This window comes from Thiocystis violascens DSM 198 (assembly GCF_000227745.2).
Classification (GTDB): Bacteria; Pseudomonadota; Gammaproteobacteria; order Chromatiales; family Chromatiaceae; genus Chromatium; species Chromatium violascens.
The window spans coordinates 3,172,309-3,186,204 of record NC_018012.1 but is presented as its reverse complement, the minus strand read 5'-3'; the positions used below and the strand labels follow the sequence as shown (position 1 = coordinate 3,186,204).

General features: G+C 63.1%; 12 protein-coding genes, 1 tRNA gene and 1 pseudogene. 7 read left to right on the top strand and 7 right to left on the bottom strand.

Annotated features, from left to right (window positions below; translation table 11 throughout):
• Positions 1–30 precede the first annotated feature (30 nt).
• From trmB to THIVI_RS14055, 3 genes are read left to right on the top strand one after another with little or no spacing between them, the layout of a single operon-like run.
• Positions 31–741 carry a tRNA (guanosine(46)-N7)-methyltransferase TrmB gene (gene trmB / locus THIVI_RS14065; RefSeq protein WP_014779232.1) on the top strand — a complete coding sequence of 237 codons (711 nt, stop codon included), beginning with the start codon at positions 31–33 and terminating at the stop codon, positions 739–741.
• Positions 741–1,391: an ABC transporter ATP-binding protein gene (locus tag THIVI_RS14060; protein ID WP_014779231.1), complete on the top strand. Its 651-nt coding sequence runs from the start codon at positions 741–743 to the stop codon at positions 1,389–1,391. Before trmB ends, THIVI_RS14060 begins: the two co-directional genes overlap by 1 nt.
• A complete protein-coding gene (locus tag THIVI_RS14055; RefSeq protein WP_014779230.1) occupies positions 1,388–2,197 on the top strand; it encodes an ABC transporter permease in 810 nt (269 codons plus the stop codon). The genes THIVI_RS14060 and THIVI_RS14055 overlap by 4 nt, the downstream gene beginning before the upstream one ends.
• Before the next feature lie 56 nt (positions 2,198–2,253).
• Here THIVI_RS14055 and hemE read toward each other — a convergent pair whose 3' ends face one another.
• Positions 2,254–3,318 carry a uroporphyrinogen decarboxylase gene (gene hemE, locus THIVI_RS14050; protein ID WP_014779229.1) on the bottom strand — a complete coding sequence of 355 codons (1,065 nt, stop codon included), beginning with the start codon at positions 3,316–3,318 and terminating at the stop codon, positions 2,254–2,256.
• Between the two features lie 167 nt (positions 3,319–3,485).
• Complete coding sequence (locus THIVI_RS14045) at positions 3,486–4,541, bottom strand: transposase (RefSeq protein ID WP_014777014.1); 1,056 nt, start codon at positions 4,539–4,541, stop codon at positions 3,486–3,488.
• A gap of 64 nt (positions 4,542–4,605) precedes the next feature.
• On the opposite strand from THIVI_RS14045, the gene THIVI_RS24760 reads away from it, so the two are divergent.
• From THIVI_RS24760 to THIVI_RS14035, 3 genes are all read left to right on the top strand, one after another.
• Positions 4,606–4,770 carry a hypothetical protein gene (locus THIVI_RS24760; protein ID WP_014779228.1) on the top strand — a complete coding sequence of 55 codons (165 nt, stop codon included), beginning with the start codon at positions 4,606–4,608 and terminating at the stop codon, positions 4,768–4,770.
• Positions 4,771–4,887: 117 nt separating this feature from the next.
• Positions 4,888–7,293 (top strand): endopeptidase La, encoded by a 2,406-nt coding sequence (lon, locus tag THIVI_RS14040; protein ID WP_014779227.1) that lies wholly within the window; start codon positions 4,888–4,890, stop codon positions 7,291–7,293.
• A gap of 157 nt (positions 7,294–7,450) precedes the next feature.
• Positions 7,451–7,540: transfer RNA gene (locus THIVI_RS14035), tRNA-Ser, on the top strand.
• Positions 7,541–7,813: 273 nt separating this feature from the next.
• Here THIVI_RS14035 and THIVI_RS22865 read toward each other — a convergent pair.
• From THIVI_RS22865 to THIVI_RS26075, 3 genes and pseudogenes are all read right to left on the bottom strand, one after another.
• On the bottom strand, positions 7,814–8,041 hold the full coding sequence (locus THIVI_RS22865; protein WP_157174458.1) for a hypothetical protein: 228 nt from the start codon (positions 8,039–8,041) through the stop codon (positions 7,814–7,816).
• Between the two features lie 299 nt (positions 8,042–8,340).
• Entirely contained in the window at positions 8,341–8,805 is a 465-nt protein-coding gene (locus tag THIVI_RS26080; protein WP_281054890.1) for an RtcB family protein, read from the bottom strand.
• A gap of 85 nt (positions 8,806–8,890) precedes the next feature.
• Positions 8,891–9,406 (bottom strand): annotated as a pseudogene (locus THIVI_RS26075) (RtcB family protein); the annotation flags it as partial.
• Between the two features lie 688 nt (positions 9,407–10,094).
• Between THIVI_RS26075 and THIVI_RS14020 the strand changes: the two are divergent.
• Positions 10,095–11,471 (top strand): IS1182-like element ISTvi2 family transposase, encoded by a 1,377-nt coding sequence (locus THIVI_RS14020; protein ID WP_014777777.1) that lies wholly within the window; start codon positions 10,095–10,097, stop codon positions 11,469–11,471.
• 1,374 nt (positions 11,472–12,845) lie between these two features.
• Here the strand turns inward: THIVI_RS14020 and THIVI_RS14010 are convergent.
• Entirely contained in the window at positions 12,846–13,574 is a 729-nt protein-coding gene (locus tag THIVI_RS14010; protein ID WP_014779225.1) for a M48 family metallopeptidase, read from the bottom strand.
• On the bottom strand, positions 13,564–13,842 hold the full coding sequence (locus THIVI_RS14005) for a hypothetical protein (protein ID WP_157174457.1): 279 nt from the start codon (positions 13,840–13,842) through the stop codon (positions 13,564–13,566). The genes THIVI_RS14010 and THIVI_RS14005 overlap by 11 nt, the downstream gene beginning before the upstream one ends.
• Positions 13,843–13,896 lie beyond the last annotated feature (54 nt).

Here is a 13,896-nt window from a genome sequence, read left to right as displayed (position 1 = left end):
CCCATCCGATCGCATCGTCGAGACCCGCCCGTGAACCCGCCAACCGATTCGCCTACTCCCTCCTGGCATCGCGCCATCCGCAGTTTCGTGCTGCGCGAGGGTCGCCTGACGCTCGCCCAGGAACGCGCCTTCCGCGAACTCTGGCCGCGCTTCGGCCTGGACTGGAGTCCTGGCGTCCCACTCGATTTCGGGGCGATCTTCGGCAACGACCGGCCGGTGGTGCTGGAAATCGGCTTCGGCAACGGCGATTCGCTGGCCGAGATGGCGGAGCAGGATCCCGCACGCAACTGGCTCGGCATCGAGGTTCATCGCCCCGGCGTGGGTCATCTGCTGCTGGAGATCGAGCGGCGCGCGCTCGCGAATCTGCGGATCGTCCGGCATGACGCCGTCGAGGTGCTCGCGCACAGCATCCCGCCCGTCAGTCTCGACGCCGTGCAGCTGTTCTTTCCCGATCCCTGGCCCAAGCGGCGTCATCACAAGCGACGCATCCTGAGCCCTGATCTCGTGGTCCTACTTGCGCGGGCAATCCGTCCGGGCGGAATCTTCCACGCCGCGACCGATTGGGAACCCTATGCCGAACAGATGCTGGAAACCCTGGACGCGGCCGCCGACCAGTTCGAGAACACCGCCGGCCAGGGTCAATTCGCGTCCCGTCCCGCCTTGCGTCCACTGACCCGGTTCGAGCAGCGCGGCGAGCGGCTCGGACATCGGGTCCGCGATCTGCTGTTTCGGCGTCGCTGATGGCCGGATTGCGACTCGATGCCATCGGTCATCGCCTTCTGGCCCCAGTGGGTCTCACGCTGGCGGCCGGTGAGATGGTTTTCCTGTCCGGCCCCTCCGGTTCCGGCAAAAGCTTGCTGCTGCGGGCGATCGCGGATCTGGATCCCAATACGGGCGAGGTCTGGCTGGGCGACGAGGCGCGTTCCTCCATGACCCCGCCACACTGGCGGCGGCGGGTCGGTCTGTTACCGGCGGAATCCTTCTGGTGGGCCGAGTCGGTCGGCAAGCATTTCCCGGTGACAAAGACGGCCACTGCATCCGCGCTGCCGCCGATGGTCGACTGGCTCGCTCAACTGGGCTTCGATCCGGATGTCCTGAACTGGTCGATCGCGCGGCTGTCGACCGGCGAACGTCAGCGCCTCGCCCTGGTTCGACTCCTGGCACAGAAGCCCGAGGCGCTGCTGCTCGACGAGGCGACCGCCAATCTCGACCCCGCGGGACGTGGTCGGGTCGAGACACTGGTCGACACCTATCGTCGCAACGTGCGGGCCGCCGTGCTCTGGGTCAGTCACGATCCGGAACAACGCCAACGGCTCGCCGAAATATCCGACGTTCAGTCTATCGGGCGTTCCTACGTCATTCGCGACGGTCGCCTGGAGCCCGAGTCATGACCTTGATTCATCTGACGCCCTGGGATCTAGCGCTGGCTTCGGTCCTGGTGCTGTTGTTGGCGGCTATGTCCTGGCAGCTACGCCTAGGGGTCGAGCGCCGGGTGCTGATCGCGGCGACACGTAGCGCGGTTCAACTCATGCTCGTGGGCTTCGTGCTCAAATTCCTGTTCGCGCAAACCAGCCTACCGCTGATTTCGCTCATGATGCTGGTCATGCTCATGGCGGCCGGCTTCGAGGTGATGCAGCGTCAAAAGCGACGCTATCGCGGTCTCTGGGGCTACGGCATCGGCACCTTTTCCATGTTTCTCTCCTCCTTCACCGTCACCCTGCTGGCGCTCACGGTGGTCATCGGCGTCGAGCCCTGGTACCAGCCGCAGTATCTGATTCCGCTGCTCGGTATGCTGCTAGGCAACGCCATGAGCGGGGTCGCCATCGCGCTCGACAGCCTGACCCGTCATGCTTGGGAGTCGCGCGGCAAGATCGAGGCGCGTCTGCTGGCGGGCGGAACCTGGGAAGAGGCCATCGAGGAGATTCGTCGCGAGTCGCTGCGCTCGGGGCTCATCCCCATCGTCAACGCCATGGGTACCGCCGGCCTGGTGAGCTTGCCGGGCATGATGACCGGTCAGATTCTCGCCGGCAGTCCGCCCCTGGAGGCCGCTAAATATCAGCTGCTTATAATGTTTCTGATCTCGGCCGGCACCGGCCTGGGTTCTGTGGCCGCGGTTTGGTTGGGTTCAAGACGGTTGTTCGATGATCGTCAGCGACTGCGGCTGGACCGGCTGGCCGAGGCGGATGGGCGGCACTGACGTGCGCGCGGACGCCATCCTTGCGCACGTCACGCCGTAACATCGCCGGACTTTATTCAGACGTGATAGGCACGGCTCAATTCATGCACCGCAGCGACCATGGCGCCGGCATGTTCCGGATTGACGTCCGGCGTGATGCCGTGGCCAAGGTTGAAGACATGCCCTGGACCCTGACCATAGCTGGCCAGCACACGCGCGACTTCCTCGCGAATCCGCTCCGGCGAGGCATAGAGTGCGCAGGGATCGAGATTGCCCTGGAGCGCGACCCGATCCCCGACCAGGCGACGGGCATCCGCCAGATCCGTGGTCCAATCCACTCCAAGCGCGTCGCAGCCGGTGTTGGCCATATCACCCAACCACTGTCCGCCATTCTTGGTAAAGAGAATGACGGGAACCTTCCGCCCCTCGGCCTCGCGGGTCAGACCTGCAATCACGCGCTGCATGTAGGCGAGCGAAAATTCGCGATAGTTGGCTGGGGCCAACGCGCCGCCCCAGGTATCGAAGATCATCGTTGCCTGAGCCCCTCGGGCAATCTGGGCATTCAGGTATACCGTCACCGCATCCGCGGTCTTGGCAAGCAACCGGTGCAGCAGATCCGGGCGATCAAACATCATCCCCTTGATCTGCGAAAAATTCTTGGCACCGCCGCCTTCCACCATGTACGTTGCCAGAGTCCAGGGACTGCCCGAAAAGCCGATCAACGGGACGCGACCCTGAAGTTCGCGGCGAATCGTGGAGACCGCGTCCATGACGTATTTCAGTTCGCCTTCCGGATCCGGTATTCCGATTCGATCCACGTCAGCCTCGGAGCGGACCGGACGCTCGAAATGCGGTCCCTCGCCCTCCGAGAAATAGAGCCCCAAACCCATGGCGTCGGGCACCGTCAGAATATCCGAGAAGAGGATGGCGGCATCCAACGGAAAGCGTTCCAAGGGTTGTAGAGTGACCTCGCAGGCCAGTTCCGGATTCTTGCACAGATCCATGAAGCTGCCGGCCTTCGCGCGGGTCGCACGGTACTCGGGCAGGTAGCGGCCCGCCTGGCGCATCATCCACACCGGAGTGTAATCAACAGGTTCGCGCAGCAGCGCGCGCAAAAAGGTGTCATTGGTCAGTGAGGTCATGATGCGTGCCCGAGCAGTATTTTAGTTGAATGTCTTGCATGATTCGGCTCGGCATTATACTACGGGATGGGCTTTGCGGGATCTCTCCATCCATGAAGCCTCATCACCTATCAGTTACTCACGGGCATGAAAAGCGGGCAACGGGAGGTCGTTTTGAAGGCACCGCTTCAGACGGCGCAGGCCGCGCGTGAACCACGAGACCAGGCTACGATAGAGTTTCCTGAAGCTCCAATGCGCGGGGTCGTTCTGCGCCTGGACTTTTTTTCGAGTGGTGTCGGATCGTTCAGCCCCTCGTCTCGGCCGGCGCGAACACACCAGTACATGGCCAAGGCCATGATGAGCACCAGTCGCTCCAAACGCTCGGCATGCTGGAGTTGCGAATCCTCCAAGTCGAAGCCCCGGCCCTTGACGTCGGAGAACATCGGTTCGATGGCCCAGCGAGCAGCGTCGTCAAGCACGCTTGCCCGTGTCGGGGCGGCGTCCATGGCAATGATCCACGGCTCGGGGTGGCCATCCTCGTGCAGGATCCCGAGGTTCGTGATCACCCCCTGCGCAAACAGGCGCACACCGGTGAAGTAACGTTCCGTCACCCCGTGTGCCAACGCGCCCGTCGTCGTCTCATCGCCCTGCCCGGTATCCGTTAGCACGTTGCTCTTCAGGCGCAGCCGGTCGCTCCAGCCCCGGGCTTGGAGCCACCCGAACAGGCCCGCCGACGGATAGAACCGGTCCGCCGATAGCAGCACGCGCGCCCCGGACGGCAGCCAGGCCAGGAGCGGCTCCAACACCACCTGCTGGCCCGCGAAGCCGAGATTGGCCGCCCCTTCCTCAGCCCGCCACGCCAGCGGTATCGCGCGATCACCCACCCGCAACGCCACCATCAGCAGCGCCATCCGATCACCCAAATCGGTTTGGTCCAGGCTCAACAACACCGTCTGACCATGGCTGGCCGCCTTCGCCAACTCCGCTCGTGCAAAGGGCTCAATCACCATTCCCGGACCCAACCGCGGATTCTTCAGCAAACGCCTCAGCCATTGCTCGCGCATGTCCTGCCGCTCGGTGTCCAAGGGCAGCAGATTGGCCAACTCCACCGTGTTCGGGGTTTGGCCTTCGATCATCGCCCCGACCGCCAACGCCAGCTTGCTCACCACCGTCTTGCGCAGACGCGGGTGCACCTCGCGCAGCCCGCACGCCACTTCATCAGCCAATCGTTTGACGCTTCCCATGATCCTCAATCACCTCAACATCGACTGAGCGGCAGTTTGCCAGAATGTGATAGGTGATGAGTCCATGAAGCTGCATTTAGCAAAAACCATCTCGACCTGCCATCGTGTGTGCTGGATGGTCGGCGACGCGCGCGCCGTCGCACGTCAGATCACCGCAGACGAGACTCAACCGAGCGGTGCTGCCATCTTTGTTTGTGTTGATGGCGTCGATGCGGCCCAGGCGGTGTAGATCAGGGCCTTGAGGGCGAATCACTCCCGTCTTGACCAGCGCCTGGGCTTGCAAATCCGCGCCAAAGACCTGAAATTCGCTACCCCGGATCAGGGTTTTTCAAGCGAGGTACATGGCATGTCGGATGAGGAACGCGGGGATCATGCGAGCGAGGATGGCGTCAGCGAGACTCTGGAGCCGATCCAGCTCGCGCGCGCCAACGATGTCCTGCCTACCGAGATTCATATCCTGCCCGTCGCCTCTCGGCCCTTTTTCCCTGGGCAGGCGGTTCCGCTGATGATGGATGCCGAACATTGGGCCTCGACCATGAAGGCGGTGGCCGACACCGAGCACAAAATGCTCGGCGTCCTCTTGGTGGACAGCGAAACCTCGGAGGAAGCCACCACCGGGAATTTTCACGCCATCGGCACCGCCTGCCGGGTCCATCGCATCCATCAGCAGGACGGTCATCTGCAAGTGCTGGTGGAATGTCTCCAGCGCTTCCGCATTGCCGGTTGGGCGCACCGCGAGGTGCCCTTCCGCGCCCGCGTCACCTATCTGCCCGAACCCGCCGGCCCGCCGAGCAGCGAAATCAAAGCCTATGCCATGGCGGTCATCAACACCATCAAGGAGTTGCTGCCGCTCAATCCGCTGTACGTGGAAGAACTGCGGATGTTCCTGGACCGCTTCGGTCCGGACGATCCCTCGCATCTCGCCGATTTCGCGGCCAGCCTGACGACCTCCACCAAGGAGCAATTGCAGGACGTGCTGGAGATTCTCCCGCTGCTTCAGCGCATGGAAAAGGTGCTGGTTCTGCTCAACAACGAACTCGAACTGGCCCGCGCCCAGCAGAAGATCCGGCGCACGGTCGAGGAGAAGATGCAGAAGCAGCAGCGCGAGTTCTTTCTGCGCGAGCAGCTCAAGGCGATCCAGAAAGAGCTTGGCATCGCCAAGGACGACCGCACCGCCGAAATCGACAAGTTCCGTTCGCGGATCAAGGATTTGATCCTGACCGAACAGGCGAAAAAACAGGTCGAGGAAGAATTGGAGAAGATGGGTATCCTGGAGACCGGCTCGCCCGAGTATTCGGTCACCCGCAACTACCTCGACTGGATTACCCTGCTGCCCTGGGGCAAGCACTCGGCGGATAAACTGGATCTCAAGCGCGCCCGCCGCGTCCTCGACCGCGACCATTACGGCCTGGAGGATGTCAAAAAGCGCATCCTCGAATTCCTCGCGGTCGGCATCCACAAAGGCGAGATCGCCGGCTCCATCATCCTGCTGGTCGGCCCGCCCGGCGTGGGCAAAACCTCCATCGGCCACTCCATCGCCGACGCCCTGGGTCGACGGTTCTTCCGCTTCTCGGTCGGCGGCATCCGGGACGAGGCCGAAATCAAGGGCCACCGGCGCACCTATATCGGCGCCATGCCCGGCAAATTTCTGCAGGCCATGAAGGACGCCGGAACCGCCAACCCGGTCATCATGCTCGACGAGATCGACAAGATTGGCGCCTCTTACCACGGCGACCCGGCCTCGGCCCTGCTGGAAGTGCTGGACCCGGAACAGAACTCGGATTTTCTCGATCACTATCTAGACCTGCGCTTCGACCTTTCCAAGGTGCTGTTCGTCTGTACCGCCAATCAGTTGGACAGCATTCCCGGCCCGCTGCTCGACCGCATGGAGGTCATCCAGCTCTCCGGCTATATCGCCGAGGAAAAGCTCCAGATCGCCAAAAAATATCTCCTGCCGCGCCAGATCGACCGGGCGGGCCTGTCCAAGGGCGCGGTCAAGCTAGACACCAAAACCCTGCGCGCGCTGATCGAGGGCTACGCGCGCGACGCCGGTGTGCGTCGGCTGGAAAAACAACTCGGCAAGATCGTGCGCAAGGTCGCGGTGCGGATGCTGGAGGGCGAAGAGACGCCGATCGACATCGCCGAAACGGACCTCAAGGGTTATCTCGGCAGTCCGGTCTTTCGCGACGAGCGCAAGTTGAGCGGCCCCGGCGTCGTCACCGGCCTGGCCTGGACCGCGATGGGCGGCGCGACACTTTCCATCGAGGCCGCGCGCACCCACAGCTTCACCCGCGGTTTCAAGCTGACCGGACAGTTGGGCGATGTCATGAAGGAATCCGCCGAGATCGCTTACGGCTATCTGGTCAGTCATGCCAAGGAATTCGGCGCCGATCCGACCTTCTTCGAGAAATCGTTTATTCACGTCCACGTTCCCGCCGGCGCCACGCCCAAGGATGGCCCCTCCGCTGGCGTCACCCTGACCTCCGCCTTGCTCTCGCTGGCGCGCAACGAACCGGTCCGCCGCATCGCCATGACCGGCGAGATTACCCTGACCGGCGAAGTCTTCCCGGTCGGCGGCATCCGCGAAAAACTCATCGCTGCGCGCCGCGCCGGGATCAAGGAAATCATCCTGCCCGAGGATAATCGGGGGGACTTCGAGGAAGTCCCGGAGCATGTCCGCAAGGGGCTGAAGGTGCACTTCGCCTCCCGTTACGATGACGTACTGCCGCTGTTGTTCAAGTCGGCGGGGTAAAAATTCAGCGCTGGATCGCCTGACGATGCAGACACCAGTTAGACGGCACGGGCCGGTTTAAACACTCTGGCAGGCGTGGAGGTTAAATCGGATAGACAGGAAGCGCCCCCAGGATTAAAATGCACGGTCTGCATTTCGGTGCAGATCGACAGTTCCCGGAGAGGTGCCAGAGTGGCCGAATGGGCCTGACTCGAAATCAGGTGTACGCGCGAGCGTACCGTGGGTTCGAATCCCACCCTCTCCGCCAATAAATGAAGAAATAATTTTTAATTCAATTACTTATGTCGTAATTGATTTAAGCGGTTCCCCAATTGCTCCCCCCACTGCGTCATCGGTTGGCATGAGACGCTACAGCTTGATCAGACTCGAATAAAGCACCCGTCACCGACGGAAGCCCTACTCTCCTTATGCTCTTCTCCGCCGAGTCTGTTCCGGTGCGGCGACGGATGGCCGATGGCGGATGGCGGGCGATCCCCTGGGTGCAAGGTCGACATCATCGCCAAGCTGCTGCCACCGCATTTTAAAGCTCCGTCGCAAAGATCCGATCCAACTGCACCCAGAGCGCTTCCTTGACTTTCAGCAGGCGCATCTGCGGCATCAGGTTCAGGCGCTCGTGTGCCTCCTGAAACGTCCAGCGCTGCTTCAGCAGCTGCTCGACATCCTGTCCAAATGTTTGCGCCGTGTAGTGCGGCAGCGTTACCCAGCCGAGGATGCGTGCGGCATGGACCCGAAAAAGCTCCATCTCCACGATGGGTTGCCGATTGAATTCCAGGCTCCCCAGGTGGGCGTTCAGCCAGATCAGCGTTGGCAGTGCCAGCGTCGTCGTGTGCTCTAACAGCGCCTACGTACTGTGCAGTGTTTCGGCCGCATCGGGATCGCCGGCGATGACCGCATTCAGGACGAAACGTACCCCCAGGCTTTGCAGCATCGCAAACAAATCGTTTTCCACCGCATACGCCATGAAGTACTTAGTCCCAGGTTGCGGTCAATAAAAACACGCTTGGTCCCAAACGATGGGGCCGTCCTGGTAAAACCATTGCGTCTAGATCACCCCTTCACACACACCACCTGCTTGAGGGTATGCACCACCTCGACGAGATCCGCCTGATTGGCCATGACTTGATCGATGTCCTTGTAGGCGCCGGGAATCTCGTCGAGCACGCCCTTGTCCTTCCGACAGATGACGCCCGCCGTCTGCGCCGCGAGGTCCGCCGCGGTGAACTGCTTCTCGGCGGCGGTGCGGCTCATGCGCCGCCCGGCGCCGTGGGCACTGGAACAGAAGCTGTCCGGGTTGCCCAGACCGCGCACGATGTAGCTGCGCGCCCCCATGCTGCCGGGGATGATGCCCAGATCGCCGGCGCGTGCCCGGATCGCGCCCTTGCGGGTCACCCAGACATCCGCGCCGTAATGATGCTCGCGCTCGACATAGTTGTGATGGCAGTCGACCACCTCCGTCGTCACCGCAAAGACCGGCAGATGCCGGGCCAGCGCGGCGAGCACCAACGTCATCATCTGATCGCGGTTCTCGCGGGCATAGGGCTTGCGCCCAGGAGACGGCGGTCACGTAGTCGTCGAAATGCGCGCTGCCCTCCGGGAAATAGGCCAGATCGCGGTCGGGGAGCTGGATAAACCAGCGTTCCATGTCGCGCCTGGCCAGCTCGATGAAATAGGTGCCGATGGCGTTGCCGATGCCCCGGCTGCCCGAGTGCAGCATGACCCACACCTGGCCGGCTTCATCCAGACAGACCTCGATGAAGTGATTGCCACCGCCCAGGGTACCCATCTGGTTCACCCAGTTGGAGAAACGCCCGAACGCCTTGAGCAGTTGCGGGTGTCGGTCGGTCATCGCCTGGAGCGGCGCGGCGAACGGCGCGGCGGCCTCGCTCAAGGCGCGCTCGTCTTTGTGCTGGGCTCGCCCGACCGGCACATCCCGGCTGATCTGGTCGAAGACTTTTTTAAGCACGCGCTCGTCGATCTGCTCGGCGCTCAGCGAAGTGCGCGCGGCGGCCATGCCGCACCCGATGTCGACCCCGACGGCGGCCGGGATGATCGCCTGATGCGTGGCAATGACGCTGCCGATGGTGGCGCCAATCCCGGCGTGCACATCGGGCATGGCGGCGACATGATGATGGATGAACGGCAGCTTGGAGAGATTGGTCAATTGCTCGCGCGAACGCGGATCGAGGTCGTCGGTCCAGACCTTGACCGGCCGCTCGCCCTCGGTGATCACTTGCTTGATGGGCATCTGTCCTCCAGGCCGCTTGCCGAGCGGCACGATTCGGGTCGGTTCGGTGTGGACCGACCATGCGGGGATCGTCTGACGATCCCCAGTTCTAAAAAGGTGGCCGCGACAAGGGTGCCGACGCCTGGCACAAGGCCAGACTTTTACTCTACCGACTGAGCTACATCGCTGACGCGATGGCGGGACTCGAACCCGCGACACAAAGTAGCGCCAGCGGCATTCGTGGCCGAAAAAAGGGCGATGACAAGATGGCCGACAGGGTTCATGCTCATGTCCATCCTTGAACGACTTCTCCGCCTGTGAACGGGGCGAAGGACTCCACACCTTTTCTAATGCTCTCGAACCGCATTCGTCGCGAAACAAAAGGGCGACAAGATGGGGGGACGGGTCTCCCGGCACGACCGGAATGCCGACCGTCGTCGGCTGACCGATAAAGCGTTGAACGCCCACCCGCATTCGCCCGAACTCAGAGGCTGTGAAAAAACCTCGCGGCCTGGCCGCTGCTCCTGGGGGGCGGTAAAATAGCCCCATCGAAGCAATGGCCCCCGGCGAGCAAACGATGGCGGATGATCTCCAACCTGGCCTGTTCGACGGCGTCCCGGACCTGCTGGCCCAGGCCGAGCAGCGTCAGGCGCCGCCCCCCGGGGTGGCGCGGGTGCGCTGGCCCAACCGGACGCAACGGGAACTGCGCCCGAGCGACCTGGACTCGCTGCTGCCCGAAGAGCACCGGGCGCGGGTTGTCTGGGCCTGGGTGGAACAGGCCGACTTGAGCCGGATGTACGCCGACATCCGCGCGGTGGAAGGCGGCAGTGGGCGCACCGCGATCGCCCCGGAGATCCTGTTCGCCCTGTGGCTCTATGCCACGCTCGATGGGGTGGGCACGGCGCGAAGCGTGGCGCGCCTGACCCAAGCGCATGATGCCTATCGCTGGATCTGCGGCGGCGTGCAGGTCAACCATCACACTCTGTCGGATTTCCGCAGCGCCCATGGCGAGACGTTCGAGGCGGTGCTGACCGACAGTGTCGCGGCCCTGATGGCGGTGGGGGCCGTGACCCTCAAGCGGGTCGCACAGGACGGCGTGCGCATCCGCGCCAGTGCCGGCGCGGCCTCGTTTCGGCGCGGTGAGACGCTGGAGCGGTGCCTGGAAGAGGCGCGGGCGCAGGTTGCCGCCCTCAAGCAGCAGGCCGAAGAGAACTCCGGGGCGCGGACCCGGCGCCAACAGGCGGCGCGCGAGCGGGCCGCGCGGGAGCGCCGGGAGCGCATCGAGCAGGCGCTGGAGCGGTTGCCCGAACTGGCCGAGATCAAGGCCAAGCAAGGCAAGCCGCGCGAGCAGGCGCGGGCCTCCACCACCGATGCCGAAGCCACGGTCATGAAGATGGGCGACGGGGGCTTCCGTCCCGCCTACAACGGTCAATACGCCACCGACACCGCCAGCCAAGTCGTCGTCGGTGTCGCGGCGGTTACCGTCGGCACCGACATGGCGCAACTCCTACCCATGATCGAGCAGGTCGAGGAGCGTTGCGGACAGAGCCCCGATGAGTGGCTGGTCGACGGTGGCTATCCGGCCCATGACCAATTGGATCGCGCCGGCGCGCACACCTTAGTCTACGCTCCGGTGCCCAAACCGAAAGATGCCGCCACCGACCCGCATGTCGCCAAGGACGGCGACAGCGCCGCCGTCGGCGCCTGGCGTGAACGCATGGGAACGGACGCGGCCAAGGCGATCTACAAAAAGCGGGCAGCCACCGCCGAATGCGTCAACGCCCAGGCGCGCGAACGCGGCCTGACCCGACTGCGGGTGCGTGGTGCCGCCAAAGTCCGCTGTGTGCTCCTGCTGCATGCCCTCGCCCACAATCTCATGCGTACACTCGCCTTGGCGCCGAGTCTGCTGGGCGACGGGAAAGGCGCGTCTAGCGGAACCACAGTAACCGCATAAGGCACTGATTATAAATAATGTCGTCGGTTTCGGCGCGAATTCTGCCGATCTCTGCCGATCTCTGCCGATTGATCGCCCCATTTCCCGATGATGGCTTCCTCTCCGCCTCGCGGCTCTGCGCGCAGCACAAAGGGCAGCGCTGTCGCCATCACTGGGCGAAAATCGATTTCTTCACAACCTCTCAGTGCCCGCCGGAGGAGACAAGGGGTGTCGAGAGCTTGGCGATGTTTTCAAGACATGGATTCCCGGCTGCATTCCCCTCCAGCAGGCCAACTCGTTTACACCTCCATGGCTTCGATTTTGGCGCAGGATCGCCGAGACGATCAGGGGCGCCACATCGCGGCAGCTCACCTGGCTGGATGCGCCCCGGCGATCGCCCGTCACGGGGCGCTGGATCCCCGAGACATCGGGCAGGAGATAGATCTGGCCCGCGAGTGTCGGTACATTCTCCAGGGCGATCTCCATGGCATCGTGCAGCGCCGCATGACCTGCACGAAGTTGCGCAGCATCCGCCCATTGTCGATGACCCGCAGGAAAATGCGCTTGGCGAGTGCGGGATCGACGAGGTCAGCCAAGCCACCAGCACCGCTGGGGTGTCTTTCATGTAGCTCTGGCGACGAGCAAAGATCGCGACCTGCGCCACATCGCGCGGTTCGACCTGACGCGCCACCTCCAGCAGGCTCGCGAGCTGAGTCTCGGTGTCGGCATAGAAGGCATTGGCGAGCGTTCCAGTCATCGCCAGTTGCGCCAGGGCGGCCTTGGGGGAGAACGCATAGGCCAAGCCGCCGGCTTCATTGCGCGCGTTGGCCGGCGATGCCAAACGGCCCCGAGTGGATGCAAAGAGTTGTCGATTCGCCATGTTGCTCATCCTCGCTGCGCACACAGGCGCGGTCTGGGCGCGACCGACAGGGTCGAGCCTGAAAGCGGCGAGGAAGAATGAGAACCGGGAAGTGGAGCTTGAAGCGTCCGGTCTTTGCGTTCCCCGCCAGATCGACTGACGGGGGAAGGCCGGTCAGACGATCAGATGGTGCGAGCCGTCGTTGTGCCGAAGTGGCGATTGCCAAATTCGGCGCGGATGGAGGGCGCGCGCCTTGGGTAACGAGCGAAATTTGATCCCGATCGACCCTGACCAGCGCCGCCAGGCACACACGCGCGACGCGACAGCCAGTCGCGAATCGCGGCCGGTTGAGTCGTGGCTGTGAAGGTCGAAGGGCGCATGCAGGATCTTGAGTCGGATGAAAGCAAGCAAGCCGTTTCAGCGACTTTAGAACTCGAACGGGGTTAGTTTAGGATCGCAATGTGGATCAGGCAAGGCCGAGAGGAGAAATTGCCCGTCGCTGAGCGCAGCCATTGTTTGCAGGGCCAATCCACCAATCACTCGCTCCACTCCTCATGCCCCAGCGGCAGGCTGTTCAAGATCTCCCGCGACTGCCGCCACGTCGGCAGGTGGGCATCCATCAGCGCCGTGAACCGCTCATTGTGGTGGCGTTCCAGCAGGTGCATGAGTTCATGTACCACGATGTATTCCAGGCATCGTACCGGCTTCTTGGCCAGTTCCAGATTGAACCAGACCCTCCGCGCCGTGACGTTGCAGCTTCCCCAGCGGGTTTTCATCTTCTTGATGCCCCAGTCGGCCGCCTGTACGCCCAGGACCGGCTGCCATTGCGCCAGTAACGGCGGGATCAGCTCGCGCAGTCGCTCACGATGCCAGCGCCACAGGATGGCCTCCCGCTGTTCCGCCGTGGTGTCGGGGCGCACGAACAGATCCAGCCGATCCAGACCGCGCAGGGCGATCCGGGCCGGTCGGTCCTGGATGTGGACCTGCAACCGATAAGGGCTTCCCAGGACGTAATGCGTCTCCCCGCCGATCATCTCGCGTGGCGATTGACGCGGTTGTTCGGCAAACCTGGCCTGATGCCGCTTGATCCAACTCAGCTTATCCAACACCGCCAGCCGCACGGCGTCATCGCTCACCACCAGCGGTACGGCCACCCGCACCCGCCCATGGGGCGGATAGACCCCCAGATGCAGGTTCTTGATGTCCTTCCGCACGACTTCGACCTGGATGCCGGCCACGCTGAATTGGTGCCTGTCAGTAGTCATTCTGATGCTTCGCCAGTTCCAGAATCCGCTCGGTCAAGGCGTCGTCTCCGTTCAGCGCCTCACGGATGGCGCGCCGGACGCGCTTGGTCTTCATGGGACTGTGTTTCCAATCGTCTTTTCGGTTGTCCCGAATCCCCTGATCGACCGCCATCGTCAGCCCTTCGTCTTCGCCCAGATTGTTGTAGAGCGCCCGTTGTGCCGCCGTCTCGACCTTTGATGGATAACTGCCTGGCGTTCCTCCCGGACGGCTGGCTTGCTGCGTCAACATTGCGATCTGCTCCAGATAGTTCCGGTAACTCAATGCTCCCTTAGAGGGTGTAGA

Coding starts and splice junctions, on each gene's coding strand:
- THIVI_RS14045 (WP_014777014.1), bottom strand. CDS start 4,541: ATGGGAAGCGTCAAACGATTGGCTGATGAAGTGGCGTGCGGGCTGCGC.
- lon (WP_014779227.1), top strand. CDS start 4,888: ATGTCGGATGAGGAACGCGGGGATCATGCGAGCGAGGATGGCGTCAGC.
- THIVI_RS14005 (WP_157174457.1), bottom strand. CDS start 13,842: ATGTTGACGCAGCAAGCCAGCCGTCCGGGAGGAACGCCAGGCAGTTAT.
- hemE (WP_014779229.1), bottom strand. CDS start 3,318: ATGACCTCACTGACCAATGACACCTTTTTGCGCGCGCTGCTGCGCGAA.
- THIVI_RS14020 (WP_014777777.1), top strand. CDS start 10,095: ATGGCGGATGATCTCCAACCTGGCCTGTTCGACGGCGTCCCGGACCTG.
- THIVI_RS14055 (WP_014779230.1), top strand. CDS start 1,388: ATGACCTTGATTCATCTGACGCCCTGGGATCTAGCGCTGGCTTCGGTC.
- THIVI_RS14060 (WP_014779231.1), top strand. CDS start 741: ATGGCCGGATTGCGACTCGATGCCATCGGTCATCGCCTTCTGGCCCCA.
- THIVI_RS24760 (WP_014779228.1), top strand. CDS start 4,606: ATGAAGCTGCATTTAGCAAAAACCATCTCGACCTGCCATCGTGTGTGC.
- THIVI_RS14010 (WP_014779225.1), bottom strand. CDS start 13,574: ATGACTACTGACAGGCACCAATTCAGCGTGGCCGGCATCCAGGTCGAA.
- THIVI_RS26080 (WP_281054890.1), bottom strand. CDS start 8,805: ATGATGACGTTGGTGCTCGCCGCGCTGGCCCGGCATCTGCCGGTCTTT.